This window comes from Psychrobacillus sp. 05T411 (genome assembly GCF_056396485.1).
The window spans coordinates 91,384-117,521 of record NZ_JBFTLO010000011.1; the positions used below are offsets into that span (position 1 = coordinate 91,384).

Annotated in this window: 32 protein-coding genes; 23 read left to right on the forward strand and 9 right to left on the reverse strand. The window is 36.1% G+C overall.

The features are described from left to right. The first annotated feature begins 107 nt into the window (after positions 1–107). Positions 108–1,100, forward strand: a complete 993-nt coding sequence (locus tag AC1DFT_RS11265; RefSeq protein ID WP_477919288.1) for an LLM class flavin-dependent oxidoreductase — start codon at positions 108–110, stop codon at positions 1,098–1,100. 35 nt (positions 1,101–1,135) lie between these two features. Here AC1DFT_RS11265 and AC1DFT_RS11270 read toward each other — a convergent pair whose 3' ends face one another. From AC1DFT_RS11270 to speD, 3 genes are all read right to left on the reverse strand, one after another. Next, the gene (locus tag AC1DFT_RS11270; protein ID WP_477919289.1) at positions 1,136–1,474 is read right to left on the reverse strand and encodes a DMT family transporter; all 339 of its coding nucleotides are present in this window, start codon (positions 1,472–1,474) and stop codon (positions 1,136–1,138) included. A gap of 19 nt (positions 1,475–1,493) precedes the next feature. Beyond that, complete coding sequence (locus AC1DFT_RS11275; protein ID WP_477919290.1) at positions 1,494–1,826, reverse strand: DMT family transporter; 333 nt, start codon at positions 1,824–1,826, stop codon at positions 1,494–1,496. A gap of 221 nt (positions 1,827–2,047) precedes the next feature. Further along, positions 2,048–2,863, reverse strand: coding sequence for an adenosylmethionine decarboxylase (speD, locus tag AC1DFT_RS11280; protein ID WP_477919291.1), 816 nt, complete (start codon positions 2,861–2,863; stop codon positions 2,048–2,050). Between the two features lie 159 nt (positions 2,864–3,022). Here speD and AC1DFT_RS11285 point away from each other — a divergent pair, with 159 nt between their 5' ends. The 10 genes from AC1DFT_RS11285 to AC1DFT_RS11330 all read left to right on the forward strand — a co-directional run bounded on the left by AC1DFT_RS11285 (position 3,023) and on the right by AC1DFT_RS11330 (position 10,716). After that, positions 3,023–3,373, forward strand: coding sequence for a VOC family protein (locus AC1DFT_RS11285; RefSeq protein WP_477919292.1), 351 nt, complete (start codon positions 3,023–3,025; stop codon positions 3,371–3,373). A 90-nt stretch (positions 3,374–3,463) separates the two neighbouring features. Continuing rightward, positions 3,464–4,414 carry a hypothetical protein gene (locus tag AC1DFT_RS11290; protein WP_477919293.1) on the forward strand — a complete coding sequence of 317 codons (951 nt, stop codon included), beginning with the start codon at positions 3,464–3,466 and terminating at the stop codon, positions 4,412–4,414. Between the two features lie 1,064 nt (positions 4,415–5,478). Beyond that, positions 5,479–6,273, forward strand: a complete 795-nt coding sequence (locus AC1DFT_RS11295; protein WP_477919294.1) for a hypothetical protein — start codon at positions 5,479–5,481, stop codon at positions 6,271–6,273. Between the two features lies 1 nt (position 6,274). Then, on the forward strand, positions 6,275–6,646 hold the full coding sequence (locus AC1DFT_RS11300) for a GntR family transcriptional regulator (protein WP_477919295.1): 372 nt from the start codon (positions 6,275–6,277) through the stop codon (positions 6,644–6,646). Then, a complete protein-coding gene (locus tag AC1DFT_RS11305) occupies positions 6,643–7,365 on the forward strand; it encodes an ABC transporter ATP-binding protein (RefSeq protein WP_477919296.1) in 723 nt (240 codons plus the stop codon). Before AC1DFT_RS11300 ends, AC1DFT_RS11305 begins: the two co-directional genes overlap by 4 nt. Next, positions 7,343–8,266 (forward strand): ABC transporter ATP-binding protein, encoded by a 924-nt coding sequence (locus AC1DFT_RS11310; RefSeq protein WP_477919297.1) that lies wholly within the window; start codon positions 7,343–7,345, stop codon positions 8,264–8,266. The genes AC1DFT_RS11305 and AC1DFT_RS11310 overlap by 23 nt, the downstream gene beginning before the upstream one ends. Continuing rightward, positions 8,235–9,176, forward strand: a complete 942-nt coding sequence (locus AC1DFT_RS11315; RefSeq protein WP_477919298.1) for an ABC transporter permease — start codon at positions 8,235–8,237, stop codon at positions 9,174–9,176. The genes AC1DFT_RS11310 and AC1DFT_RS11315 overlap by 32 nt, the downstream gene beginning before the upstream one ends. A 123-nt stretch (positions 9,177–9,299) precedes the next feature. Continuing rightward, entirely contained in the window at positions 9,300–9,770 is a 471-nt protein-coding gene (locus AC1DFT_RS11320) for a DinB family protein (RefSeq protein WP_477919299.1), read from the forward strand. 179 nt (positions 9,771–9,949) lie between these two features. Then, on the forward strand, positions 9,950–10,093 hold the full coding sequence (locus AC1DFT_RS11325) for a hypothetical protein (protein WP_477919300.1): 144 nt from the start codon (positions 9,950–9,952) through the stop codon (positions 10,091–10,093). Between the two features lie 239 nt (positions 10,094–10,332). Next, on the forward strand, positions 10,333–10,716 hold the full coding sequence (locus AC1DFT_RS11330) for a hypothetical protein (RefSeq protein WP_477919301.1): 384 nt from the start codon (positions 10,333–10,335) through the stop codon (positions 10,714–10,716). A 67-nt stretch (positions 10,717–10,783) separates the two neighbouring features. Here the strand turns inward: AC1DFT_RS11330 and AC1DFT_RS11335 are convergent, their stop codons facing one another. Then, positions 10,784–11,197 carry a hypothetical protein gene (locus tag AC1DFT_RS11335; protein ID WP_477919302.1) on the reverse strand — a complete coding sequence of 138 codons (414 nt, stop codon included), beginning with the start codon at positions 11,195–11,197 and terminating at the stop codon, positions 10,784–10,786. A gap of 158 nt (positions 11,198–11,355) precedes the next feature. Here AC1DFT_RS11335 and AC1DFT_RS11340 point away from each other — a divergent pair, with 158 nt between their 5' ends. Further along, complete coding sequence (locus AC1DFT_RS11340) at positions 11,356–12,237, forward strand: GNAT family N-acetyltransferase (RefSeq protein ID WP_477919303.1); 882 nt, start codon at positions 11,356–11,358, stop codon at positions 12,235–12,237. 149 nt (positions 12,238–12,386) lie between these two features. Then, complete coding sequence (locus tag AC1DFT_RS11345; protein WP_477919304.1) at positions 12,387–12,932, forward strand: N-acetyltransferase family protein; 546 nt, start codon at positions 12,387–12,389, stop codon at positions 12,930–12,932. A gap of 124 nt (positions 12,933–13,056) precedes the next feature. On the opposite strand, the gene AC1DFT_RS11350 is transcribed toward AC1DFT_RS11345, so the two are convergent. Then, a complete protein-coding gene (locus AC1DFT_RS11350; RefSeq protein WP_477919305.1) occupies positions 13,057–13,635 on the reverse strand; it encodes a uracil-DNA glycosylase in 579 nt (192 codons plus the stop codon). Positions 13,636–13,731: 96 nt separating this feature from the next. After that, positions 13,732–14,688: a bile acid:sodium symporter family protein gene (locus AC1DFT_RS11355; protein ID WP_477919306.1), complete on the reverse strand. Its 957-nt coding sequence runs from the start codon at positions 14,686–14,688 to the stop codon at positions 13,732–13,734. A gap of 385 nt (positions 14,689–15,073) precedes the next feature. On the opposite strand from AC1DFT_RS11355, the gene AC1DFT_RS11360 reads away from it, so the two are divergent. Next, positions 15,074–15,505 carry a hypothetical protein gene (locus tag AC1DFT_RS11360; RefSeq protein ID WP_477919307.1) on the forward strand — a complete coding sequence of 144 codons (432 nt, stop codon included), beginning with the start codon at positions 15,074–15,076 and terminating at the stop codon, positions 15,503–15,505. 680 nt (positions 15,506–16,185) lie between these two features. On the opposite strand, the gene AC1DFT_RS11365 is transcribed toward AC1DFT_RS11360, so the two are convergent. Continuing rightward, the gene (locus tag AC1DFT_RS11365; RefSeq protein WP_477919308.1) at positions 16,186–16,554 is read right to left on the reverse strand and encodes a DinB family protein; all 369 of its coding nucleotides are present in this window, start codon (positions 16,552–16,554) and stop codon (positions 16,186–16,188) included. A 181-nt stretch (positions 16,555–16,735) separates the two neighbouring features. Then, positions 16,736–17,509, reverse strand: coding sequence for a Cof-type HAD-IIB family hydrolase (locus AC1DFT_RS11370; RefSeq protein ID WP_477919309.1), 774 nt, complete (start codon positions 17,507–17,509; stop codon positions 16,736–16,738). Positions 17,510–17,820: 311 nt separating this feature from the next. On the opposite strand from AC1DFT_RS11370, the gene AC1DFT_RS11375 reads away from it, so the two are divergent. The 6 genes from AC1DFT_RS11375 to AC1DFT_RS11400 all read left to right on the forward strand — a co-directional run bounded on the left by AC1DFT_RS11375 (position 17,821) and on the right by AC1DFT_RS11400 (position 20,650). After that, the gene (locus tag AC1DFT_RS11375) at positions 17,821–18,291 is read left to right on the forward strand and encodes an NUDIX domain-containing protein (RefSeq protein WP_477919310.1); all 471 of its coding nucleotides are present in this window, start codon (positions 17,821–17,823) and stop codon (positions 18,289–18,291) included. Between the two features lie 66 nt (positions 18,292–18,357). Continuing rightward, positions 18,358–18,597 (forward strand): SMI1/KNR4 family protein, encoded by a 240-nt coding sequence (locus AC1DFT_RS11380; protein ID WP_477919311.1) that lies wholly within the window; start codon positions 18,358–18,360, stop codon positions 18,595–18,597. Between the two features lie 99 nt (positions 18,598–18,696). After that, complete coding sequence (locus tag AC1DFT_RS11385; protein ID WP_477919312.1) at positions 18,697–19,326, forward strand: class I SAM-dependent methyltransferase; 630 nt, start codon at positions 18,697–18,699, stop codon at positions 19,324–19,326. 53 nt (positions 19,327–19,379) lie between these two features. Continuing rightward, entirely contained in the window at positions 19,380–19,808 is a 429-nt protein-coding gene (locus tag AC1DFT_RS11390) for an NUDIX hydrolase (RefSeq protein WP_477919313.1), read from the forward strand. A 13-nt stretch (positions 19,809–19,821) separates the two neighbouring features. Continuing rightward, positions 19,822–20,019 (forward strand): hypothetical protein, encoded by a 198-nt coding sequence (locus AC1DFT_RS11395; protein WP_477919314.1) that lies wholly within the window; start codon positions 19,822–19,824, stop codon positions 20,017–20,019. 100 nt (positions 20,020–20,119) lie between these two features. Next, positions 20,120–20,650 (forward strand): D-glycero-alpha-D-manno-heptose-1,7-bisphosphate 7-phosphatase, encoded by a 531-nt coding sequence (locus tag AC1DFT_RS11400; RefSeq protein WP_477919315.1) that lies wholly within the window; start codon positions 20,120–20,122, stop codon positions 20,648–20,650. A gap of 207 nt (positions 20,651–20,857) precedes the next feature. Here AC1DFT_RS11400 and AC1DFT_RS11405 read toward each other — a convergent pair whose 3' ends face one another. Then, positions 20,858–20,953, reverse strand: a complete 96-nt coding sequence (locus tag AC1DFT_RS11405) for a putative holin-like toxin (RefSeq protein WP_477919316.1) — start codon at positions 20,951–20,953, stop codon at positions 20,858–20,860. A gap of 260 nt (positions 20,954–21,213) precedes the next feature. Between AC1DFT_RS11405 and AC1DFT_RS11410 the strand changes: the two genes are divergently transcribed. The 3 genes from AC1DFT_RS11410 (at position 21,214) to AC1DFT_RS11420 (ending at position 25,967) form a co-directional block, all read left to right on the forward strand. After that, on the forward strand, positions 21,214–22,686 hold the full coding sequence (locus AC1DFT_RS11410) for a protein adenylyltransferase SelO (RefSeq protein ID WP_477919317.1): 1,473 nt from the start codon (positions 21,214–21,216) through the stop codon (positions 22,684–22,686). A gap of 488 nt (positions 22,687–23,174) precedes the next feature. Continuing rightward, positions 23,175–24,299: a saccharopine dehydrogenase NADP-binding domain-containing protein gene (locus tag AC1DFT_RS11415; protein ID WP_477919318.1), complete on the forward strand. Its 1,125-nt coding sequence runs from the start codon at positions 23,175–23,177 to the stop codon at positions 24,297–24,299. A gap of 408 nt (positions 24,300–24,707) precedes the next feature. After that, positions 24,708–25,967 carry a metal-dependent hydrolase family protein gene (locus AC1DFT_RS11420; RefSeq protein ID WP_477919319.1) on the forward strand — a complete coding sequence of 420 codons (1,260 nt, stop codon included), beginning with the start codon at positions 24,708–24,710 and terminating at the stop codon, positions 25,965–25,967. The last annotated feature ends 171 nt before the right edge of the window (positions 25,968–26,138 follow it).

The window sequence follows — 26,138 nt, forward strand, 5'->3', positions numbered from 1 at the left end:
TAGAGTTAGAAAGTCACTTTTGTTTACCTTCCAATCGTTAAAGAATACAATTTGGTAAAGAGGAAAATTTATCGCTATTTTACATAAGAAGAAGGGAAGATTACAGAATGAAGTTAAGTGTTCTAGATCAAGCACCTATTACGGTAGGAAATACTGCGGTTGATGCATTAAAAAAAGCGGAAGAATTAGCTATTTTAGCGGATGAGTTAGGATATTATCGCATGTGGATGGCAGAGCATCATGGCACCGGTACAATTGCGAGCTCTGCGCCTGAAGTAATTGCAGCGCATTTAGCAGCGAAGACCAACAATATTCGTATTGGCACAGGAGGAGTAATGATGATGCATTATTCGCCTCTTAAGCTTGCCGAAGTGTTTAAAACACTTAGTGCATTTTCACCAGGGCGTATCGACTTTGGTGTAGGGCGTGCTCCAGGAGGAGATAATTACGCAATGTATGCCTTATCAGAAGGTCGTCAACCAATGCTTAATAATATGTATGAAAAACTAACGACAACTCTACAATTACTAAACGATGAGGTGCCGGAAGATAGCTTATACAATCGGACCATTGCAACACCATCGAATGTCGTTTTACCAGAAGCATGGCTGCTCGGTTCAACGGGAAACAGTGCAATGCAGGCAGGCAGATTAGGAGTCGGGTATTCATTTGCACAATTTTTCCAAGGAGGTATGACGAAAGAAATTTTCGAAACCTACCATCGTAATTTTAAACCTTCCGCACTGATGGAAAAACCAGAAATTAACGTAACGTATATGGTAACAGTTGCTGAAACGAAAGAAGAGGCGGAATACGAAGCACTTCCGCAAGATATTTCGAGGCTATCGCTCATGAAAGGTCAAATTCGACAAACATTAACGCCGGAAGAAGCACAAAATTATCCATTAACGGAAATGGATCGCATGGCCATTCAACAAAATCGCAAAATCCATTTAGTTGGAACAGCAAAAGAAGTTGCAACGATATTACAAGAAGAGCAAGTTAAGTATGGTTTTGATGAAGCAATGATTTGTAGCATTCCACATTCTCAAGAAAAACGTTTAAATGTGTACCGACTACTAGCTCGTGAATTGTTTTAGTAAATATTAGAATAACAATAGAAAAAGAACCACTCTTAATGAGATGGTTCTTTCTTATTGTCTGAGGCATTAAGTAATACGACACCTCCAATAATAAGGGCTAGGCCAGAAAGTGTAAGCAAGTTAAACGGATCATTCCAAAAGAGTACCCCGATTAATGCTGTTATAGCAGTTCCTACTCCAGACCAAATGGCATAGGCCAAACTTAAAGGAATAGTTTTTAAACATAGAGCCAAACAATAGAACGATAAGCCGTATCCTGCAATAACTCCAATAGAAGGTCCAATATTCGTAAACCCTACTGATAACTTCAGCATCGCCGTTCCAAAAACCTCACTAACAATCGAAATACTAAGCAAACCGTAACTTTTCATATGTAATTCTCCTCTCTCTTTACGAATGAATGTCACCGTTTGAAAGATTTAATAAAATGACGCCACCAATTATCAATAAAAGTCCAAAAAACTTTTTCCGGTTAAAGCCTTCTTTGTAAATGATTATCCCGACTATAAGGGTTAAAGCAGTTCCTACCCCAGACCAAATCGCATAAGCGGTACCGATTGGAAGTGTTTTTAACGAGAGAGATAATGCATAAAAAGCAATCGTATAACCTAATATAACACCGATAGTAGGAAGCACTTTTTTAAACCCCTCTGTAACTTTCAACATAGAACTACCAAAAACTTCACTCACAATCTTGATTGCTAATAATAGATATGTATTCAAATACAACGCCTCCTCCATAATATTTAAACGTCAAAAGCAAGGAAATGTCAAACTAACAAAATTTACATTATAAAAGGAGGATTCATGCAGTAGTTTGTGGAAGTTTCTATCAGGAAGAAATGCATCTGGAGACGATTAAAAGTATATATCGTACTGTTGTTAATTAGTTTAAAAAAGTCCGCAGCGAATATAAAAAGGACCAAAAATTTGGTCCTACTAATTTATTCTTCTCTTGCCATGTTTTTAGCGTAAAAAATTTCATCCATTTCTGTTTTTAATTTCTTTGTAATGGATATTATTTCTTCATCTGTTAACTCGTCTTCCGTGTAGCCGAATAGGTAGTTATTTATATCAAATTCCTTGAGTTTACATTTAGTATGAAAAATATTCTCTTGGTATACATTTACATCAATCATTTGATAATATTTTTGTATAGCAAGGGGAATATAGTTTTGGATAGAATTAATATCGTGATCGATAAATAATTTATGGCCAGTTACATCGCGAGTAAAGCCGCGTACTCGATAATCCATTACCATAACATCCGTCTCAAATGAATGGATCAAATAATTCAACGCTTTCAAAGGAGATATTTCTCCACAGGTGGAAATATCAATGTCCGCACGGAATGTACTAATTCCCTCATCTGGGTGATACTCAGGATAAGTATGAACGGTTATATGACTTTTATCTAGATGACCTACTACCGTTTCAGGAAGCGGTCCTGGGGATTCTTTAAAAGAATCTATCGGAGAATCATCAACAGGTCCTTCGGAAACTAAGATGGTCACACTAGCTCCTTGTGGTTCATAATCTTGCTTGGCGATATTTAAAATATTTGCTTCAATAATATCTGATACTTTACTTAATATTTTCGTCAAACGATCCGCATTATATTGCTCGTCGATATAGTCAATATAAGCCTCTCTTTCTTCTTTTGTTCTTGTGTAGCAAATATCATACATATTAAAACTTAAGGACTTAGTCAGGTTATTAAATCCATGTAACTCAATTCTTTGCTTAGGAGTTAAGCTCATGTGGAACTCCTCTCTTTCACTTTAATTTTGGACCGGTTAAAACGATATAATAAGTATGCGTTAAAACCAGATTTACATTCTATATAGCTTTATTTTTCCATAAAGAACTGTTCTAAAACATATTGTTTTTAAAAAATACATTACTTGGAGGTATATATGATGAAAATCAAAGGTTTTGGTGGAGTTTTTTGGAGATCAAAAGATATTGATTCCTTAAAAAAGTGGTATGAAAAGACGCTAGGAATTTCGATGGGAGATTGGAATGGGACTATTATTAAACCAGATGCCGACAATGAAACAATCTTTTCTCTCTTTAAAGAAGATAGTGAATACTTTCCAGAAAATCAATCTGTAATGTTGAACTTTCAAGTAGAAAATATAGAAGATTGGATTGAGCATTTTCATAAAAATGGTGTAGCTCTCCTAAAAGAACCGGAAAAAAGTGAGTATGGTACATTCGTTTGGATTGCGGATCCAGATGGTAGATGGATTGAAATTTGGGAGAGATAAACTAATATAAATCTTATCTATCTTGAGGAATCCTTTTAAGTGAAACTTCCATCTTTATGAATTCGTACAAAAGGAAAGGGGGAATGAAGGATGTGGCAACAATTACAAGAGCAACAAGCCCAGTTAATCGTAAAGAAAAATGAATATAATCGACTGCAAAGAAAGCAAGAATCACTCCAAACACAGCGCATGGAATTAGAAGCCGCTTACAAAGGTTTGGAAAAAGCACTTATCGAAGAGCAAAAAGATGTACAGAAATTAGACAAGTTCTCCTTCTCCAATTTAGTTAGCCAATGGAAGGGAACGATGAACGAAAAGCGGAAAAAAGAAATTGCAGAAGCAGCAGAAGTTGAATTGAAATTTAATGAGGCTGAGAAAACATTACGGGATCTCGACAAAGAAATGGAACTGGTAAAAATGGAGATAACTAATGGTGACTACCGTTTAATAGATCACCAGTGGGCATCATTAATGCAAGAAAAGGAGCAGTGGCTTTACGATAATACTGTCGATGATCGACAAGCCTTAGAAAATATTTATGAAAGCCGAGCCAACTTGGAATCGATGCAAAAAGAAATAGAAGAAGCAATGCTTGCAGGAAAAGATGCCCTACAAGCGCTAGAGCAAGCAAATACTGAACTTGATTCAGCATCAGCGATGTCTACCTGGGACACCTTTCTCGGTGGCGGTATATTTGTAACAGCCATGAAGCATAGTAGTCTAAACAGTTCGCAAGACTATATCCATAATGCGCAAATGGCTCTCCGTCGTTTTGAAACCGAATTGATGGATGTAGAAAATATTGTCACAGAAGTTATTCAAGTGGACCGAAGTAATTTCATGACCTTTACCGATTATTTTTTCGATAACATATTTACAGATTGGATGATACATTCGCAAATTAATGCGTCCAAAGATCGTCTGAACGAAACTTTGCGCCAAGTTAAAGTGGTGCTAGAAAAATTGAGTGCTAAGGCAAGTGAAGTAGAGTCTGAGTTAGAGGAAGTCAAATATAAGATGAAAAGCATAATTGAAATGTAATAATCGAACTCATGATTTCATTTTCAGTGTAAAACGTCCTAGAACAGGGCGTTTTTTTGTTGCTTAGCAAACTGTAAAAATTTAGATATGTAATAATTTTTTCTGAGTGAAATTCTTTATATTGTACGCCATATAGGGATACTGCGTGGTAAAGAGTCTTATAAGGTGGCCACTATGATTTTCGCTGCTGTCGGACGCTTTCCATGGGGTGAGTGATGAGCCTTCACCTCCGCTTGCGCGTACGTTGTGAAGTCTCATCTTGCCCAGGCAGAGGAACAAAGGCTAAGAACGCCACATCGTGTGGCAACGCCTTCGTGACCAACATCGTGTTGGCCTCCATTGGAGTCGCCGCCTGCAGCGAAAATCAATGGAAATTACTACCTTATTGAGATCCCATATTAACAATAAATGGTTGAACGAGACCATAACCACTGCGAACGCGACAAACCAGTCGAGTAGATGCTGGCCAGGCGTGTTCGGCGGTCTTTAAGACATATAATTCCTATAATATGTCGGAATTATAGTTGTCTCACATCAAGTAAAGAGCCATTTTGAGAATTGGTTGCTTTCACAGGTATTTTGGTTGCTCTCGTGTTGATTTAGTTGCTTTCATAGTAGAACTGGTTGCTCTCAGTGATCGGTTGGTTGCCCTAATCCGTTTATTGGATGAATCCAATGGAAAAACTAGTTGAAATTTTGTTTTTTAATGGGATGGTATGGATAATTGGGCAATTTCTTTTGATTTTCGCTACAGGCGTCGACTCCTGCCGGATGAGTGGGCTAATGAGCCATCCCAACGTACGCCTAAGGGCGGCGGGGATGGCTCATCGCTCACCCGGCGGAAAGCGTACGACTGTAGCGAAAATCACAGCGGACACTTTATTCGCCTCACTACGACGCAGTTTCCATATACTGCGCAGTATTCCATCCGGCGTTTCGGTTTGTCGAGAGGGATAGAGGCAGACGCTTGTGCTTTTTTTATATAAATTTCTAATCCCTCTTTACAAATCAATTTCAATTAGTGTACTATGTAACTAATACACTAATACTTAAGGGGAGTGCATATGAAACAGGTGAAAGGATTAATAAAAAAAGAATGGGAGCTGATGAGGCTTTGGCTTGTCATTCTATTCATTTTGAATACGTTAGGCATAATTGGAATCCCATTATTGTTGCATACATGGATAGACGATGTGCCCATTTTTAAGACTGCCATCATATTAGCTGGGATTTRGCTACTTGTTAGTCATTTAATTGCATCCATTCTTTTTCTTACAAGTCTGCAACTGGATATGAGGAGACCAGATATTTGGTTGCATACAGAAAGCTCTATTTATAAACTAATCGGCACTAAACTTGCTTCGGCAACCGTCATTACATCATTGTCTTTACTGTGGATCGAGTTATTATTAGTCATCTTACAAGCGGTAATTGGCGATCCTGTGTTTATGACATTTGGCCAGTTATTGGAATTGAACGTATATGCCTTTGTTGGTGTCTTTTTGTCGCTCATTCTTAATTTAATTATCGTGCTTTTCTTTTGGGTCATTTATCATTTAATGCGACCATATGTAAAAGGGTTTTCTATTGTCATTTCTGTTTCTTTGTTTATTGTTAGTTCCGGTATCTGGAGTATGAGTAGCAACGTCGAATTGTTCGAAAAGTTGCCTCGTTTCGGAGGTATTCCTATTCCTATCCCGAGTTTTATTGAGCAGTTGAGGAATTTTAATAATATCGAGGGTTTGACATTTTTAGTAGAACCAACAATATATGTTAGTGAAATTTTCCTCATTACGCTGTTTGCCATTATTCTTTTTTGGGGGTCGGCATTATGGTTCGAAAAGAAAGTGAGGATTTAAGATGAGCATCGATTTTTTGCCAGACAAACCAATTTATCAGCAATTAATAGATCGAATTACGGGAGAAATTATTCGAGGTAATGTGAAGCCAGGTGAAAAATTACCTTCAGTTCGTGAATATGCAGTGGAAGTCGGTGTGAATGCAAATACAATGCAGCGTGTATACAAGGAGCTGGAAATGATGGGTATTTCAGAAACGAAACGTGGTCAAGGAACTTTTGTAACGGACGACGAATCACGTTTACAGCAATTACGCGATGAAGTAAAGGAAGGACTTGTCCAGTCTTTTTTAACAAGTATCGAAGCATTAGGTTTTTCCAAAAAAGAAATGATTGAATATATCCAAACACGAGAGCGAGGGGGAGAACGGTGATTGTATTAGAAAATGTGAAAAAAAATTATGGAAAACATCAAGCCTTATCTAAACTCAATCTCACCATACCACCAGGTAAGATTATTGGGTTAGTAGGGGAAAACGGAAGTGGAAAATCCACCCTTTTAAAGATAATAGCAGGTCTTACAACTCCTTCAAGTGGAACAATTCAGGTCAATGGAATAGAAGCAACTAGAAGAATCGCAAGTGAGGTAGCCTATATGTCAGATGCAGATCTCTTCTATCCCTTCTTTTCGGTCGAAAGATTATTCCGTTTTTATGAAACACAGTTTGAAGACTTTAATTATTCGAAAGCTTGTATCGTCGCACAATATTTAAATGTACCGTTAGATGCAAAGTTAAAAAATTTGTCTAAAGGGAACAGAGGCCGTGCTAAAATGGCGGCAACTTTAGGACGAGAGGCATCTTATTATTTGTTAGATGAACCCTTTTCCGGATTTGATCCTCTTGTTCGCGAGGACATTATTAAAGGAATGATTCGATTTACGGATCCGGAAACACAAACGGTACTCATGTCCACACATGAAATTAAGGAAGCAGAACCGTTACTAGACGCCATTATACTATTGAATCATGGGAAAATTTTAGCTTTTGAGGAAGTGGAAACAATCCGTGATCAGTATGGAGTAGACGCAGTGACATGGATGACAAAACTAATTAAGGAAGGTGATTTGAATGGAAATAAAACCAATCGTTGAATTGAAGAATTTATCGAAAACTATTGGAAAGAAAAAAATTATCGATCAACTAGATCTGTCCCTATATCCCGGTCAAATTACAGGGTTTTTAGGACCAAATGGAGCTGGTAAAACGACAACAATCCGTATGATGGCTGGACTGATGAAGCCGACTACCGGAGATGTGATAATTGATGGTCTTTCTCTACGTTCGAATTTTGAAGTAGGTATTAGTAAAATGGGCGCAATCGTTGAAAACCCGGAATTATATAAGTTTATGTCCGGTTACAAAAATTTAGTTCATTTCGCCCGAATGCATAAAAATGTGACGAAGGAAAGAATTGATGAAGTCATACGCCAAGTAGGAATGGAAAATCGCATTCATGAAAAAGTATCGACGTATTCACTTGGAATGCGTCAACGTTTAGGTTTAGCTCAGGCTTTGCTAAATAACCCGAAGTTTCTCATTTTAGATGAACCGACGAACGGTTTAGATCCTGCAGGCATACGAGAATTTCGTACCTATTTACGGAAAATTGCAGCAGAAGATGGCGTTTCTGTTTTAGTATCGAGTCACTTATTATCTGAAATTGAGCTTATGTGTGATCGGATTGCGGTTATTCAAAATGGAAAACTTGTCGCAATTCGAGAAGTGAATGCAGTAGAGGAATCTCAATACTATATGGAAGTCCAACCAGTAGATACAGCCCGTAATTTATTGACAGGTAAAGGCATCGTCGTAGAAGACTATCAAGATGGTTTATTAATAAATGTAGAACAATCTGTTATTCCGACAGTTGTGGAACAATTAGTGCAGCAAAATATTGCCATATATGCGGTTTCGCATCACCGCAAAACATTAGAAGAGCAGTTCTTAGAAATGACAGGAGGTGGGCAAGTTGTTGAATCTAATTCGAAATGAATGGATGAAATTATGGCATAAAAAAGCAACATGGGTGATGGTCATCTTACTTATTGCAATGATTGTTGGACTTGTTGGACTCACGAAATGGATGGACCTCAATACGAAAACCCCTGCTTGGGAACAAACGGTCACGGAAGAACTAACGATGGTTAAACAGCAGCTCATGGTATCAGATTTAAGTAAGGAAACGAAAAATAATTTAGAAGAACAGCAAATGTTACTTCAATATCGTCTAGATGAAGGAGTAGCTCCACTATCAAGTGATGGATTTGAAGGATTTATGATTGATTCTTATGGTATGTCCTCTATTATTACATTATTAACTGTTATTGTAGCTGCAGGGATTGTCGCTTCCGAGTTTTCCCAAGGAACTATTAAAATGTTGTTGGCACGTCCAGTTCGTAGATGGAAAATTCTAACGTCGAAATTTTTGACGGTCGTCGCATTTGCACTTTTCTTAACGGTAATCTCTTATGTCGTATCGCTCATTATGGGGATAATTTTTTATGAAACTTCAGGAGGAAATCTACTGGGAGTTGTGAATGGTCAAGTAGTAGAAGAGTCGTATTGGCTAAAATCGATTTGGTTGAATGTATTAGCGTTCGGTGATGTTATTATTACAGCAAGCTTTGCTTTTGCAATTGGTACCGTCTTCCGTTCTAGTTCCTTAGCGATTGGAATCGCTATTTTCCTTATGTTCACCGGCACACAATTTTCGTTTTTCCTACGAAATTATGAAGTAGCGAAATATATATTGTTCACGCATACATTTACTCAATTAGAAACAGGAGGTTCCTTTATAGAAGGAATGTCGACGCCATTTTCAGTCAGCGTATTGGTAGTTTACTTTGCTTTCTTCTTAGCAATCAGCTATTGGACCTTTACGAAACGTGACGTCACTGCATGATTAATGTCCTGTGTAAGAATTAGGCCTTGCAAATAGAACCAATCCAAAATTCTAATAAAAGAAGGATTTCTGCAGAAGTATGTGGAAGGTATCTTAGAAACGGACATTAGGGGAGGATATTATATGGAACAAACAATTTTACACCATATGGATACGGTGCGAGGAATAACGATAAAATCAATCGAGAAAATACCAGAAGAGATTGCAGATGTTGTGCCTAAAGGCTTTAATAATAATATTCGTTGGAATTTCGGACATATTGCAGTGGTGCAAGAAAGACTTATATACAATGTCCTAGGTGAAAAGCTAAATCTACCGAATGAATATCAGGAATTATTTGGTCCTGGGACAAAGCCAGCTGATTGGAAAGAAACTCCGCCATCACTTACAGACATTTCTGTGATTCTTACAGAGCAAGTAGCTAGGATAAAAGAATTTGTCCCAGGCAATTTTTCGGAAAAACTGCCAGAACCATTTACGAATCGTATGGGTATCACTTTTTATATGCTAGGTGAGACACTATTGTTTAGTTTTTACCATGAGGCAATGCATATGGAAACGATTAAAAGATTATACAAAACTATTTCCAATTAAATATTGCGAGTAAAGCTTGTCAAATAGGATCCTCTTTAGGTAGTCAGTGTATAAAGACCATGCATTCATGGAATGATACACGGCTATATGAAGAGGATTTTATAATGGCTAAAATCTATTGAAAATAAACAAACCTTCCACCAAGGCACGTCGTCTAACGAAATGAGAGGAGGGGGATTGTGGAAGAAGTGTTTGAGGAAGCGGTTGAACTAGATAATCAGGAAGAACTAATGAATGAAATGATGAACAAATATGGTCAGGATATATTAAGGCTTGTCTATTCATATGTGTATGATATTGCTCTTAAAAGAGCTACTGTCTAAAGCAGGATGGTTTGGAAACCCAATGCCAACGAKGTACATACCGGAATTTCATGAGACTTTGTTTTTGCAAATCTCCCCTCTTACTTTGGATGAATTTTTGCTATTTTCAATGCCTTCTTAATCGGTTTCGTGCTAAGCGTATACCGACGTAAAGACCTAGTTGCTAGCGGTTTTATAACAAATCATGATCCTTTGAAACCTAACCCCTCCTCATACGACTAACTTGGTGGAGGTGTGCCATGAACAAAGTTATTGTAAGTTTAATGTTAGTTATATGTTCTATCTATTTAACCGGTTGCATGGAGCCGAAAACGGAAGTGAAGGTATCTAAAAATCCTGATGCAGAGGAAGTTTTACATTTAGATCCAAATGCAGATATTTTTCAATGGGAAGGTTTCATTTATAAAACCAATATCGACTGGGTGGATGAGATTAAACTCACGAAGTATGAGTCGGTTGGAGAAATAGGGGGAATTTTCGATAATAAAAAACAATTTAGCGATGGAATGGCAAATAAATTGTCTATAGGAGCGAAGATTTTCTCAGCAAAAGAGCGTGGAGATATAGTAATCGTTGAATATGATGGGAAAAGCAAAAAGTATTTAGCACTAGGCGAAGGGTAAAGGGAGCAAATGTCTCCCTTTGTGTCGTCATTATGTAAGAGTGAAAATGAATGAATTGGATGTTCCATTATAAACGATTCATAGAAATCACTTGTATGGTAAAAGTCTGTTGGTCTATATGATTTTTTATCATCATATCATTGAAAATCTGCAATACTTCTTGCTGTTGATGCTCTGAAATTTCTTTTATATTATTTAGAATGATATCAAGTCTAATATCATTGGAAGAATATAACATGGCCGCGATGGAATAATCATATCCCGCTTTTTCCATTTCAATCCCCACTTGCTCAAAGAATCCGCCATCCGAATAAAGGTACTCTTGAACATCATATAAAGCTTGCTCTTCCACACCGGTTATTTGAAAAGGATGTTCAATTGTTTCTTTTTCCGATCCAGATGGCTGAGGGTACATAAATAAAGCAACGAGCATTAATAGAAAGAAACCAAAACTTCCTATAAGGCGATTCCATTCCCTCACACTGCCCCTCCTATAGCGTTTATTCAATTATATGTTGGCTTAGCTAAATTCATAACCACTTGCACTTCTAGCCTTTCCACAAATCACTTATTTTTGCAGGAAAATTAGTGATGAATCTTGAAGTATTATATTAGAAAAATGGAAAAGAGGAATGCTCGATGGAAAAGCTACAATTCATAAAAAATTATAAAGAGCATGAGCAATATAGAAAGAGCTTTTTTCATCTTGCTAACAGTGTTTTTGGTTTGGACTTTGAAAGTTGGTATGAAAAGGGATTTTGGGAAGCAAGTTACATACCTTTTTCCTATGTAGATGAAAATGAGGTAATAGCAAATGTTTCTATTAATATTCTGGATATGATTATTGAAGGAAAACAATATAAAGCATTGCAAATTGGAACCGTTATGACTCATCCAGACTACAGAAACAAAGGGCTTTCCAAAGATTTAATGAACAAAGTTTTAGCAGAATACAAAAATATGTACGATTTCATGTATCTTTTCGCAAATGATAGTGTTTTAGATTTTTATCCGAAGTTTGGCTTTGAACGAGTCGCAGAATATCAATATTCTACAAATTTTTCGTACAATCTAAAACATAGAAAGGAGCTTCGTAAGCTGGATATAACAAATAAGGATGACCTTTATTTTATTTATCATTTGGCGAACGAAAGAATACCAGTTTCCCAGCGTTTTGCAACTGTAAATGCACCAGGGATTTTCATGTACTATTGCTTAAATGTTTTTTCTGAGGATATTTATTATCATGACTCCGAGGAGGCAATGGTGATTTTCCAAAAAGCTGAAAACCAAATTGAAATTTTCGATATTATTAGCAGGAAGCCGGTAGACATACATAATATATTAATGGATATTTCTAGGATAGGAACGAATAAGATAGTTTTTCATTATACTCCAGATTATGAAGGTTTAACATATGAAAGTAATCCAGTTAAAAATGGAGGAACCTTATTTGTAAAAACAAGCGGTAATAATGAATTTCCAAAACAGGTTAAGCATCCTATCACTTCTGAAGCGTAAGTGTCTAGCAAAGTTAAAGAATAGAAGTGTATTAAGATAGATATGTAGGAATGAGGTATATGAGATCAATAAAGCATATAAAAAAACAAGTAATATTCCTTCATAAGCAAGACGGCGCAACCGAAATTTACAAAGAGGAAGAGATATAGATGCCAATTGAGCAGCGAAAATTCCAAGTTAACGGGGTTTGTTACACAATAAGACCTGCAATGAAAAAAGATGCAAAAGAATTATCCGAAATTAGAGTACAAATTGATGGAGAGACGCAGAACCTCGATAGAGAAAAAGGGGAAGCCTACATAGACACACTAGGTTTTGAGGAATTAATTAAAACAGATACGGAAAAAGGGAATAATCTTTTTCTAGTTGCCGTTATGAACGATAATATTGTCGGGTTTTCAAGATGTGAAGGGAATCTCTTAAAACGATTTGCTCATAAAGTAGAATTTGGTGTTTGCGTCTTAAAAGATTACTGGGGCTATGGGATCGGAACTAACCTGTTAAAAGAATCTATTACTTGGGCGGATACCAATGAAATTACTAAAATGGCGTTGACTGTTTTAGAAACAAATGAAAAAGCAGTAGATCTTTATAAAAAATTCGGTTTTAAAATAGAAGGTATATTAGAAAAAGATAAACTTCTATCAGACGGGAAATACTATAATACTGTGGTTATGGGAAGATTTAATGGCTAGGAACAGTTCTACACCATGATAATAGTCAGTATTAAAAGAAAACGATGTGCATCTAGCTAGTGCACATCGTTTTTGTTATTCAAAGGAAGCGCAAATAAGGCATTATTAAAAGACACTTCATAATCTAGATATTCAAATGTTGAAATCGTTCTGCTACAAGCCTCAAGTCCGCCAAAAATAAGGCTCGTAAATTAGGACGCCGTCTAATGGCAAGTGGATGGTAGGCGACTGAAGTCTGAAAACCTCGTACATCGTGCCAACTGCCTCGGAAAGACTTCACTTCGGCTTCCGGGTTTTGAAAAAAGGATTGGACCGCCACATTGCCTAAGCAAAGAATAAGTTTAGGCTTTTTTTCTTGTAGCTGCTGTTCTAAATGTCCCATACAAATTCGACGCACCAATTCTTTGTCATATGCACGTACGGGTTTTCTCTTAAGGATAAAAGTGACGTACAAATCATTTATATCCAAGCCAGCTTCATTGGCCACTTCTTGCAATGTTTGCCGCGTTCCGCAAATAAATGACTCACCACTACGGTCCTCACGTGCTCCTGGATTATCAAGAATAATCATAATCGGCGCTTCCGGATCCCCTTCGCCCCAAACCATTCGTGTCCCTTGTTCATACAGACCACATTCCTTACAATTAATGAGGTGATCAGGGGTGGGTTCTTCCGCAAGCATTTTTGGGCAGAAATTAGACATTATTTTCAGCTCTCTTTTACTTTTATTTTCAATAAAGAAAGCTTTCCATCAATCAGTAGATATTAAACAGTAAAAGATTTATTTGCCATTGTTTTTTCAAATTTCCGATAAAGTTTCATTCTTTAACTGCATCTTCTGAATCACTTTACTAAATATTGCAGCAAGTACCTGCTGAAAGAGCATGCCGAAAACTACAGGCATTGCAACTTTCGGTGGGAAATACGTGGTGGCAACAATCACACCAACCGCAATATTTCGCATTCCGCCAATGAAAACAAAGGTTGTGACAATCCTTGTGTCTTTCCAGATAAATCGGCCAATCAACAGAGCAAAAGTATAACCAGATATAGTAAGGAGGAGTACAACGAATATTACACCGATTAATTCCCAACTAATATCTTTTAGGTAAGGAGCTACAGCGCTACTATTTATCATAACGACCGCGAAAAGGCTTAGCTTTGAAAATGGGGCTAAATATTTCCCGAAACTATTCCGAATAGAACCATTAGATACTTCATTTAGTATAATTCCTACGATGGAAGGAAGTACAATCATCCAAAGTAAGTCGATGATAATTTTGGATGTATCGATTGCTATACTTTCACCTGCAATTATATCCAATAAAAAAGGAATAATAATAGGAGAAACTAAAGTATCAATCAAAATAATCGATAGACTAAGCGGTAAATGTCCTTTACACATATTGACCCAAATAACACTGGTAACCCCAGTTGGGACGGCAACTGAAATAACATATCCTAACGTCAATAAATGATCATCAAAAATAATAATTGATAAGAAATAAGCCCAAATAGGCATCAAAATATGTAGAAATGCAATGCTAAATAAAATGGTTTTCGGATATGTAGTAAACACCTTAATATCGTTAAACTTCATACTCAGACTGCTGGAAAAAGTCATGAAGGCAAATAACCATGGAACTAAAAATAGTAGATGCCCACCCCCGTCTTCAAGTAATACACCTAGTACTAAGCTTAAAGGAGTTAACACTGCCATCCATCTTTGTATAAAAAAATTGAACTTTTCAAGCAAAAGAACTTCCTACCTTCTAACATATTGTGTGTTCATTATACACCCGAAAAATAGGAAATAGAGAGATCAATATATTAAAAAAGGATTTTACATAGCAGATGGGGAATATATAATAAAGAAACCATTATTTGGTGAAAGAAGATAGATAGAAGGAATGATAATTAGTGAAAATGCTTATATTGGGCATAACTGGCTTTCTAGGTTGGACTTTATTTGGCTAAGCTTCGATGAGACCAAAAATAATAGAAGAAGGGCATATTCCACATTTACCTCTTGATAATTCTTTAACACAGAAAAAGCAAATAACTTACTAGAAACTACATTTCGTAAGGTTTAGATTGTTTTTGAGCAATTTCTACGAATTAAAAGGAGGTGTATTAATTCATTGCATCCAACTGAATTAATAGAATGGATAATTGTAGGTGCAATCTTTCTTGCTATTTTATTCTTTTCTTTTCTTTTGAAAGGAAAATGGAGAAAAGTCATTCTAGGATTGGCTATTGTTTATGTAGTGTCTTATGGTGGCTTTTATGCTGTTAGACCTTATTGGATTGACTTTCAAATTGAAAACAAAATTGGTTACTTAGATATGTATTTGAAAGAACAATATCCAAAAGAGAAGTGGGAATTTTGGACAGTGCCTCACCGTGAGGAAGGCTTTAAGCATGTGAATCCATATTATATTGGAGTTATATTTGAAACAGAACCAGAAGTAAAATATAACTATTTTGTTAGTACTAAAGAAGATATTATTCAAGCGGGCTATTCAACTCCAAATGAATTACAAAGTGATCTATTTCATTTGGAAAAAGAATAAATACTATGTTAAATCTGAGGAATTGAAAGAAGAAATATTCGATATAGCTTTTCTACTTCTAAATGTCTGTGAAACTATTTTTGGAGGAGTGAATTAAAATTAAACTGTTTGAACATTCAATATTAAATGCCCTGTTTCTAGTTTTAATGTCGGCCATTTATTCTTTTCTCTTTATATTTACTTCAAACCATATGGAATTTACAGGACTTCTCCCAAAGACTGAGACACTACAATCACCTTTTTGGAATGCATGGTCTGATTTTATTAAAGTTGGGAATATGAAATATATTGGGTACGTGATTATCGTTATAAGCATCATCATATTTGTGGTAGCGTTTCTTAAGAAACCAAAAAGATTAGGAGAATATGAGAGAAGTACTTTATCCAAGGGCTTGATAATAGCCGGAGTACTCTCAATACTAATGCTGCCTGTACTTATGGTTCTTATTTTAAGTGATCCTAATTATACAATCGCAGTGATGTTTTTATTTGCAACTATTCAGTGGGGGAGTATTTTAGTAACATACTTGATTTATATATTTAGGAATTAAATAAAATATAGGGAAAAAATAACTTTTATTTGGAGAAGAGGTGCTTTAACAAGGAATACAATTCTATTTTGTGCAAGTAATCCGTTTCGATACTTTTTTACAAATATTTATATATAAATAGAAGTAGTTTTAAAATAAATCCCTAAATATTAGATCAGAAGAGACAGGTTTTATTCCTATTTCTCTTGACCAAACGGACAATTGTCCAATATGATGGATTTCATGCGATATAATATGGCAAATTATTTTATCAAATGAGAGTGATTTAGTAGTTCCATTCCTACTCCGAGTTACTAAACTTTTTTCCCTTGCATCAGAAATATGAGCTTGTAAAAAGTTCCATGTTACTGTTTTGGTTAAGTTTGAAAATTCCTTCACGTCTTTAAGTGTCGATATTTTATTTATATCTTTAATGATAACGGGTGTTCCTTGCATTTGGTTTACCCAAATTTGTTCGCAATCGATTACGTGAAATAGATTATGTAAAACACTACCCATACCACCAAAACGTTTTTTCGTTAGTTCTTCATTTTAAATGGTATCGCACCATTTAAACCAGTCTTCTCTGATTTGCCAATTATACAAAAACATATCTTTCAATCCAATCACTCCATCGTTATATTAGTATATAAAATGTACTGTTTTATTAAGATAAAAAGAGGTGCATATAAAAAGGTTACTAGATTATGCCGAACTTTTTTAGTGCAAAGTCGATTCCGTCTTCACTTGACCTCTTCGTAACGAAATCTGCCACTTTTTTTAAGTTTTCGTTCCCATTTCCCATAGCTATACCAAGTCCTACTAATTCCAACATGTCTATATCATTCTCTCCGTCACCGAACGCAATAGCCTCGGATTTATCAATGTCAAAATACTGTAAAACTTTTAGTATGGCTAAAGATTTAGAAACCTCTTCTTGTAACACATTCAATACAAAAGGATGCCATCTTTTAAATGTTAAATGCGGAAATCTGTGAATATATTTCTCAACCATTTCATCATTTGCATACAAACACAAAAGGTATACCTCTTGGTTATAGATCGAGTGATTGATAGCGGGATAGTCATTCAATGATAAAGTTTCCTTTAATGCTTTTAATGTTTCAGTATTATTTACACCATTCATGCTAAATTCTTCCGTGAAAAAAGATAGATCCTGATTCTCGGTGGACGCAAATTCAAACACATCTTGTACAATTTTTTTATTCATCGGCACTTTATGAATAACTATTTGGTCGTGCTTTACATAGGCTCCATTTGCTGTAATGAATGTGTCTATCCCTAACTTCTTTATTTCTTTACACATGGATAGGGGTCTTCCAGTTGCTGCTACCACTCTTAATCCTTTGTTTTTTAATGCTTTTATTGCTTCTTTTGTATTATTTGAAATGCTACCATCTTCATGGTGCGTAATAGTTCCATCTACATCGAAGAATACAATCTTGTAATCCATAACAATCTCCTTTTATAAAATCAGATGCCATCAATTAATGGATAATATGTAAATTAAAAATTAAAAGGCTAGTCTTTAAATCAAACACCGTTTGGATATTGGCTGAACTAGAAGGAGTCTTAAATCAAAATCTAGAATACATAGAATATAGCCAATTCTTGGAGGTAAATCAATATAATATTTAAAATAATTAATTAAGTTTGTGATTGAAGGTTGTTAATTAAAAATCATACCCGGTAAAGAGCATGAGGATATTAAAATGATTTTGATAGTTTAACTTTGAGCACATTACAGGATTAGGAGGAATATCATTGCAAAATACATTTCACCATTTAGCAAGAGGAATTTTTATCAAAGATAAAAAAGTGCTACTAGCACATGCTAAGGGATATACAAATACATTTTTACCAGGTGGTCACATAGAATTTGGTGAAAGTGCTAAAGATGCATTGGTGAGAGAGATAGAAGAAGAATTAGGTATTACAAGTACCGTGGTAGATTTCCTTGGCCTAGTGGAACATAAATGGGAAAAGAAAGGCATTTTACACTGCGAGATAAATCAAATATTTGAAGTTATAAGTGAAGATTTAAAGACAAGTGATAACCCGAAATCTAGTGAGGCTCATTTGGAGTTCTTTTGGTGGAACGTAGAAGATTTGGATACTATAAACTTACAACCTTACCCATTTAGGAACCTGATAAAAAAATACCTCAACGGAAATAAAGAAGTTTGGTGGGAGAGCACATTAAACACAGAAGTAGATGAATCGAATAGAAGTTGAAATTGAGTGAAAAGAGACTGCTTGTTTTTCAAGGGATGAAGTATTACCGACAAAAGAGAAAAAGAAATGCATAGTAAAAATTATCATTATGGATGGTATATAAAAGATATTTATATGCCATTCGATCATTTACTATTTTTCTCTGATGCTGGAAATGGGGACTTACTCGGATACAGAATATTAAATGGGAGCATTCAAGATAATGAAATTTTTGCATGGAATCATGAAGACGATAGTAGAACATGGATCTCCTCTTCGTTAGAAAACTTTCTGAAGGGATGGATTACAGGAGAAATTACAGTTTAATAGCAGTGTGTCCTAAAAGTTTGAAATATCCGAGTTGAAAGAGTAAAGTAGAGTTGTTTTTTAATTTCATTACTATGTTAGAAAAGGGAGACCTGAGATATGACAGAATTCTGGGAAGCAAGTTTTATAGGGAATMAAATGATGTGGGGATTTGAACCTGCAGACTCTGCAATAATGACAAAGGACTTTTTTCTTGAGAAGCAAGTGAAGGATATATTGATACCAGGTATTGGATATGGTAGAAATGCAAAAGTTTTTATGGACAATGGAATAAATGTAACTGGTATTGAGATATCCAAAACTGCGATCGAATTGGCAAATCAAAATGGGCTTAATATAAATATTTTTCATGGTTCAGTAAATGATATGCCTTTTGATAACAAGCTATATGATGGGATATTTAGTTATGCACTTATTCATTTATTGAATAAAGAGGAGAGAGAGAAGTTTATCAAGGATTGCTATAGTCAGCTAAAGCCAGGAGGATATATGATTTTTACTACTATTTCAAAAGAAGCCCCAATGTTTGGTAAAGGTAAACAACTTGGTAAAGATTATTTCGAGATCATGGATGGGCTAAAAATGTTTTTTTATGATTCCGACTCGGTGAAGCAGGAGTTTGGAAAATATGGACTGATTGAAATTTCGGAAATTGTGGAGCCGCATAAGAACATGGAAAGTAAACCTCCATTTAAGTTTACCATGATAAAATGTCAAAAAGAACTATAACACTATTCAAGTACTCAGACGATATGCAGCGGTAAAAGGAGGAATAATTACAAATGAAAAGAGTAGATGTTGCTTATGTTCTGCTATTTGATGAGCTTGAACAGAAAGTGTTAATGGTAAAAAACAAAGGTACAGGGGCTTCCTATTATACCCTCCCAGGTGGAGCAGTGGAAAAAGGAGAAACGCTTAAAGAAGCTGCCGTACGTGAAGTGAAAGAAGAAACGGGATTGGATGTACAAGTGGATGGTGTTTTTTCTGTAGGGGAAGCATTTTTTGTAGAAAGGGGACACCATGCTATTTTCTTTACTTTTGTTGGAAAAATAATCGGTGGAGAAATAAACATATCCTATCCCGAAGAAATTGAAGAAGTGACTTGGATGGATTCAACACAAGCAGAAAAATATATACATATTACAAGTGAGCATGAAGGGTTGATAATGGACAGAAATACAGTTCCATATATGCTTAGAGAAGTTTTATAAAAGGGGTGATTTCTTGAAAAGCATTTTAAATTTATTAATTGGACTTGCATTTTGTTTTATTGGGTATTTAGCATTTGGGGCAATCATTGCTTATATTGGCTACGAGGGAGCAGGGATATTAATTGGAGTTGTTTTTATTATTTTATTGACGATTATTATTAATCTGCTAATGAAAATAAACGATAACATAGAAAAATTAAAGAACGAATGATAGCAAACTTCCCCTATACTGTATTTTTCAGTTGTATTTTATTGTTACTAATGGGAACCATAACTACAAAAGTATTGCTCAATTGAAGAGGTGGAATTAAATGAAAAAAGCAGTCTTTTTGGATCGAGACGGCGTAATTAATGAAGTACTATCAGACCGAGTTAAATTTGTGAACAAGCCGGAAGAGCTATATTTTTTACCAGGTGTGCCGGAAGCAATTAAGAAATTGAATACTTTTTTTGATTATATATTTGTTGTGACGAATCAAGGTGGCGTGGGGCTTGGATTTATGAAGGAATCGCAACTCATAAATATTCATGACCATATGATTACTGAACTTAAGAAGGAAGGGGCGATTATTCATGAAGCGGTTTATTGTGCCCATAAACCGAAATCGGGTTGTGCTTGCCGCAAGCCGAACGGCAAATTAATTGAAGATCTTGGTCAGAAATATAATATAGATTTAGCCCATTCTTACATGGTCGGTGATACTGATACAGATATTATTGCAGGGAAAAAGGCAGGTACTAAAGGGGTATTTTTAGGTAAGAGTGACCCGCTAGCAGATGCCGTATTTCCAGACCTGTTAAGTGCAGCAGACTGGATTATTAAGGATGCTAAAGCGAGGTAAAGATCGATATATTCGCAATGTAAGGGTATTAAGCAATTAGTTGAAAAGCCTTTATTACCTTGTTATACTTGAAATAGATATGGAATATACTAAAAAAGACTGTTTGGTGCTACAACACCAAACAGCCTCTGCAATAAAATAGATCGTTTCAATGGCGATCAGCATATCACGATAAGTAAACCGCTTAGCTGTCAGGCTCAGGGCGGTTTACTTTTTTCTTGCAAAAGTATATGACAAAGCAATGATAGAAACAATTAGTGTAGAAAAACCAATCATCACCATTAAAGCTTCGAAAACCGTCATAAGCATCATCTCCTTTCCCCTCACCCATTTGAATGAAGTAATGGAAAAGATGTGCTAACCACCCTTGAAACCCCTATTCTATTACTCTTTAATTATACCACACATACGTTCTTTTTTATTTTTGATCTTAAATACCTAAATAGAATTATCATGTATATTAGTTTAATTGTTTGGAAATATGGAATTAAAAAAGGATGTTTATTCTTGTCAAAGGGTATAATAAATAGACAATAAAAAATAAAAGAAGACAAGGAGACAAGATGACAAACAAAAAAGAAATGATAGAAATTGGATGGAATTTCGATAATAGTTATGCTCATCTGCCAGAAATATTTTACACAAAACACGTCTTGAACGCCGTACACGCTCCTAAGTTGACGATACTGAATGAGCGACTAGCGAAAGGGTTGGGTTTGGACATACCGAAGTTACAAAGCGAAGAAGGTATAGCAGAGCTTGCGGGTAATCAAGTTCCGGAAAATGCTATACCACTTGCCCAGGCATATGCAGGCCATCAGTTCGGGCATTTTAATATGCTAGGAGATGGACGAGCTATTCTTCTTGGCGAGCAAATTACGCCTACTAATGAGCGTTTTGATATTCAGCTTAAAGGAGCGGGAAGAACACTATATTCGCGCGGGGGAGATGGCAGAGCTGCTCTTGGTCCAATGTTAAGAGAGTATATCATAAGCGAAGCAATGCATGGACTTGGTATTCCTACTACCCGAAGTTTAGCAGTGGTGTCAACGGGTGAACCAGTAATTCGTGAAACGAGCTTACCTGGTGCTATTCTTATCAGAGTGGCTGCAAGTCATATACGTGTAGGTACTTTTCAATACGCTGCTAGATGGGGCACGAAAGAGGATCTTCGCGCGCTGGCAGATTATACTTTGGAAAGACATTTTCCGGAAGTGGATACTGATTCGAATCGCTATCTTTCCCTACTTCAGGAAGTGATCAAGCGGCAGGCGGAGCTGATTGCAAAGTGGCAACTTGTTGGGTTTATTCACGGGGTGATGAACACGGATAATATGGCCATTAGTGGAGAAACAATCGATTATGGTCCATGTGCCTTTATGGATGTGTATGATCTGGAAACGGTATTTAGTTCTATTGATAAGCAAGGACGCTATGCATATGGCAATCAGCCGAATATCGGTGGTTGGAATTTAGCGAGGCTCGCTGAATCTTTATTGCCATTACTTCATGAAAACCTGGAGGAAGCATATAAATTAGCAGAGAAAGCACTTCAAGCGTTTCCTGAATTGTATTACGCTAATTGGTTATCTGGAATGCGAGCAAAACTAGGTTTATTTAATGAAGAGGTTGAAGACGAGGCGCTTATTGAAAAACTACTCGCTATGATGCATAAGTATCGTGAGGACTACACAAATACTTTCTTAGCATTAACTTTTGATAAACGGGGAGATACGACACTGTTCGATTCTAACGAATTTGGCGATTGGTTCGAAGAGTGGCAAGCAAGATTAAGCAGACAAGAGGAGTCCAAAGCTTCTGCAGTCCAGTTGATGAAAGACAGCAATCCAGCGGTAATTCCTCGGAATCATCGAGTGGAAGAAGCATTAGATGCAGCAGAGCGAGGGGATCTTACTGTAATAAAGCAACTTCTGAAGGTTCTTTCAAATCCCTTTGCGCACTCTCCTGAACAAGTTCCATATACCACTTTGCCCGTGCAGTCTGACCGTAAGTATCAAACCTTTTGCGGAACGTAACAAGAAAGTTTGTGCACTATTTAGAACATACGAGCAATATTACCCGTTATACTTGCAATTTAGTTTACCAAACTTGGAACGTTAGAGGGCATTCCCACAACAAACAAGGAAATGTCTTTCCGGTAAATTAATGGAAAACATGCTAAAACATTTATTTTATCTAAGATTGTTTGATTATTATATCAAACAATCTTTTTTATTTATGTACCCATGTAATATGCGACACAGGGGCATAAGGGTTTCAGTACATAAAGATGAGTCCAGTATTCTTAATAACAGACTAACAGAGGGTATATTCTTTTTGTTGAGGAACCATTGTGTTTACTGGATATATCATTTCCTCTCTTCACCTTAATAAGTAGATTTATTTTTATTAAAATTAAAAAAATAAAATTTTCAGATTATTATTGACTCTTTAATGAGCAGTGATATAATTGCTTTATTGGGACAGTGTCCCTGATAATAAAGAATTACGAGGAGGAATTAAAATGAGTAAAGTAATGATGTTTGGTTTAGGGGAAGTCGGCACTCATATTTTAGAATTTCTAGTAAGAGATCCTAAATGCCCAGAACTTATTGTTTGTGATGTAAACGAAGAAGTTTCACAAAAAAGAATAAATAATGCGCTAATTGGAGCAGCTATTTTCAAACTGTATCCTAAAGTTACATTTAAAAAAGTAGATTTAACAGATGTAGATAGTACCGCACTACTTGTAAATGAAGAAAAACCAGATGTTGTGATTAACTGTGCGGTTCTACAGACATGGCATGTAATTAGACAACTTCCAGAAGATTTGTATGCGAAGTTAAGCTCAGCTAGTTTAGGTGCATGGCTCCCTTGCCAACTAGGACTTTCTTATAATCTAATGTTAGCCATAAAAAAATCTGGTGTTCAAACTAATGTGATTAATACCTCCTTGTCATGTATAACAAATCCAGTTTTAGCGAAAGCAGGTCTTGCACCTACAATTGGTATTGGAAATGTTGAGTTAATCGAACCAGCAGTTCGACTAGCAGTCTCACGTGATCTAAATGTGCCGCTTGATATCGTAAAAGTATATCTTGTGGCACATCATGTATGGTGGGTATACCCTCGAGAAGCTGGTTATAAAAAGGGTCCATATTATGTGAAAATTGTTGTAAATGATCAGGATGTAACGAAGCAATTTAATACCGACCAATTATTATGGGATGCTATTAAGCTATATCCACCTGACACAGAATTTACAACTGTTTCGGCAAACTCTACTATTAAGAATATGTATGCATTATTGAATCCCACTCCAATTTTTACACATTCACCTGCACCGAATGGATTACCTGGTGGATACCCAATTCTACTTAGTAAAAATGGAGCAGAGTTAGCATTACCTGAAGGTATAACAGTAGAAGAAGCAATTAAAATCAATGAAGAAAGTAATAAAATAGATGGTATTGAGCGCATAGAAGATGACGGAACAGTAGTATATGCAGAATATTCACATCAAATATTAAAAGACATGCTAAATTTTGATCATAAATCTTTTAAAGCGGAAGATAGTTTAGAAGTGGCGTTTGAATTGATGGCGAAATACAGAGAGTTTGCGGCAAAGTCTACTAAACAATATGTATAATAATAAATTTAGAAAATAGTATTAGTTAATTTAGGAAATAGAATTTTGGATAGGAAAACGATATCATTTTTGATTATAGCAGAAGAAGACAACTTTAGCGGGAATAACATGAGTGGAAAGTTCCGCTAGAGAGGGCAAAGGTTCTAAGGCTGAGAATGCCACCTCTTGTGGCAACGCCTTCTTGACTAACATCGTGTTGACCTGAGGAGGCGGAAGTCATGCCCATGGAAAGCATTCGTCTGAAGAAGAAATAGAATAATTGCAAATATTAATTTCTGAACATTCTTTCGATTTTAAAAGGAAACAAATTATGTAATTAATTGGAATAGATAAAATTGCAATGAAAATAGACTTTTTTATTTGTTATTTGGTGACTTAATATGCTAGAAAATATGAGAGGTGATCATTATGAAAATTGCATATCTAACAAGAAGATTGTTTGACGGTATTAACAATGGTTACAAGCAAAATGTTGCGATTCTCGTAGAAAATAATAGAATTCAAAATATAATTGGGATAAACGATATTCCAAGTGACTATATTTTAGAAGATTTAGGAGATCTCCATGTAATTCCAGGTCTCTTTGATTGCCATGTTCATTTAGTTTGGAATGGTTGCAATGATCCAAATTTCGTCATGATGAATGAATCAAATGAAAAGACCGCAGTACGTGCGGCAGAACATGCAAGGTTGACCCTCCTTCATGGAATTACAACCGTTCGGGATGTCGGTGGCGATTACAAAGCAGTTCTCGCAGTTCGTGATGCAGTAGCAGAAAAAATCATAAGAGGTTCAAGAGTAATTGCAGCAGGTAATCCGATAATTATGACGGGAGGACATGTACATCAGTTTGGGTTAGAGGTCGATGGTCCTCACGAAGCTCGTAAAGGTGTCCGTACGATGCTTAAAATGGGTGTCGATTTAATCAAGGTGATGGCATCAGGAGGGATTTACGGTAAAACTGAATTACCTGGTCAACCGCAGATGACAGTCGAAGAAATTTCCGTCGTTGTGGAGGAAGCACATAAGGCTGGACGAAAGGTTGCAGCCCACGCTGAGGGACTTGAGGGTATTATGAATGCATTGAAAGCAGGTGTAGACACCATTGAACATGGGAACTTAATGAATACTGAAGTAGCAATGCTCATGGCAGAGAAACAAGTATTCGTCGTTCCAACGATGGCGCCATTTTATTTATCTGCTAATTTCGGTAGTGAGAAGGGGTATCCAGACTACCATATTAAAAAATCTAAAGAGGTGCTCTCGGGAAGTTACAATGTGATTAACTATGTAAAGGAATATGGAATTCCCATTGCAGCAGGTACAGATTGTGGTGGACCAAACAAGCCACATGGTGCCGTGGTGTACGAACTGGAACTCATGGTTCACGCCGGATTAACGCCATTTGAAGCCCTCCTATCTGCAACATCCAACGCTGCTAAGGCCTGTGGGGTTGAAAATGAACTTGGTACTATAGAACCAGGGAAAATTGCAGATTTCATTGGGATAAAAAACGATCCCTTTGTTGATATAAGCGCATTACGTGATGTGGATACAGTTGTGAAAGAGGGAAGAATTGAAAAAAGATATAGTGTAGGTTGTGAACTAGAAAACGATCTATCCGGTTTAAAATTAGAACAAAATCATTTGATAAAAGTAACTACTTAATATAAATCTCTATCTATATTTTATGTGATTTGAAACAAGAACAAGATTCCTAATATCCTATACAACTTATTGTGTACATGACTAGTCTAGCATAAGTGAACGAAATCACTCTTCTTTAGTAAAGAAACGAGTTAATTAAAAACTGAAATTTATGTTGTTTAGGAGATGGCA

What these genes read in the sequence shown, in the direction of transcription:
- AC1DFT_RS11265 (WP_477919288.1), top strand. Translation starts at nt 108, where the DNA reads ATGAAGTTAAGTGTTCTAGATCAAGCACCTATTACGGTAGGAAATACT.
- AC1DFT_RS11270 (WP_477919289.1), bottom strand. Translation starts at nt 1,474, where the DNA reads ATGAAAAGTTACGGTTTGCTTAGTATTTCGATTGTTAGTGAGGTTTTT.
- speD (WP_477919291.1), bottom strand. Translation starts at nt 2,863, where the DNA reads ATGAGCTTAACTCCTAAGCAAAGAATTGAGTTACATGGATTTAATAAC.
- AC1DFT_RS11285 (WP_477919292.1), top strand. Translation starts at nt 3,023, where the DNA reads ATGAAAATCAAAGGTTTTGGTGGAGTTTTTTGGAGATCAAAAGATATT.
- AC1DFT_RS11290 (WP_477919293.1), top strand. Translation starts at nt 3,464, where the DNA reads ATGTGGCAACAATTACAAGAGCAACAAGCCCAGTTAATCGTAAAGAAA.
- AC1DFT_RS11300 (WP_477919295.1), top strand. Translation starts at nt 6,275, where the DNA reads ATGAGCATCGATTTTTTGCCAGACAAACCAATTTATCAGCAATTAATA.
- AC1DFT_RS11310 (WP_477919297.1), top strand. Translation starts at nt 7,343, where the DNA reads ATGGAAATAAAACCAATCGTTGAATTGAAGAATTTATCGAAAACTATT.
- AC1DFT_RS11320 (WP_477919299.1), top strand. Translation starts at nt 9,300, where the DNA reads ATGGAACAAACAATTTTACACCATATGGATACGGTGCGAGGAATAACG.
- AC1DFT_RS11330 (WP_477919301.1), top strand. Translation starts at nt 10,333, where the DNA reads ATGAACAAAGTTATTGTAAGTTTAATGTTAGTTATATGTTCTATCTAT.
- AC1DFT_RS11340 (WP_477919303.1), top strand. Translation starts at nt 11,356, where the DNA reads ATGGAAAAGCTACAATTCATAAAAAATTATAAAGAGCATGAGCAATAT.
- AC1DFT_RS11345 (WP_477919304.1), top strand. Translation starts at nt 12,387, where the DNA reads ATGCCAATTGAGCAGCGAAAATTCCAAGTTAACGGGGTTTGTTACACA.
- AC1DFT_RS11350 (WP_477919305.1), bottom strand. Translation starts at nt 13,635, where the DNA reads ATGTCTAATTTCTGCCCAAAAATGCTTGCGGAAGAACCCACCCCTGAT.
- AC1DFT_RS11365 (WP_477919308.1), bottom strand. Translation starts at nt 16,554, where the DNA reads ATGGGTAGTGTTTTACATAATCTATTTCACGTAATCGATTGCGAACAA.
- AC1DFT_RS11370 (WP_477919309.1), bottom strand. Translation starts at nt 17,509, where the DNA reads ATGGATTACAAGATTGTATTCTTCGATGTAGATGGAACTATTACGCAC.
- AC1DFT_RS11380 (WP_477919311.1), top strand. Translation starts at nt 18,358, where the DNA reads ATGCATAGTAAAAATTATCATTATGGATGGTATATAAAAGATATTTAT.
- AC1DFT_RS11390 (WP_477919313.1), top strand. Translation starts at nt 19,380, where the DNA reads ATGAAAAGAGTAGATGTTGCTTATGTTCTGCTATTTGATGAGCTTGAA.
- AC1DFT_RS11400 (WP_477919315.1), top strand. Translation starts at nt 20,120, where the DNA reads ATGAAAAAAGCAGTCTTTTTGGATCGAGACGGCGTAATTAATGAAGTA.
- AC1DFT_RS11405 (WP_477919316.1), bottom strand. Translation starts at nt 20,953, where the DNA reads ATGACGGTTTTCGAAGCTTTAATGGTGATGATTGGTTTTTCTACACTA.
- AC1DFT_RS11410 (WP_477919317.1), top strand. Translation starts at nt 21,214, where the DNA reads ATGACAAACAAAAAAGAAATGATAGAAATTGGATGGAATTTCGATAAT.
- AC1DFT_RS11415 (WP_477919318.1), top strand. Translation starts at nt 23,175, where the DNA reads ATGAGTAAAGTAATGATGTTTGGTTTAGGGGAAGTCGGCACTCATATT.
- AC1DFT_RS11420 (WP_477919319.1), top strand. Translation starts at nt 24,708, where the DNA reads ATGAAAATTGCATATCTAACAAGAAGATTGTTTGACGGTATTAACAAT.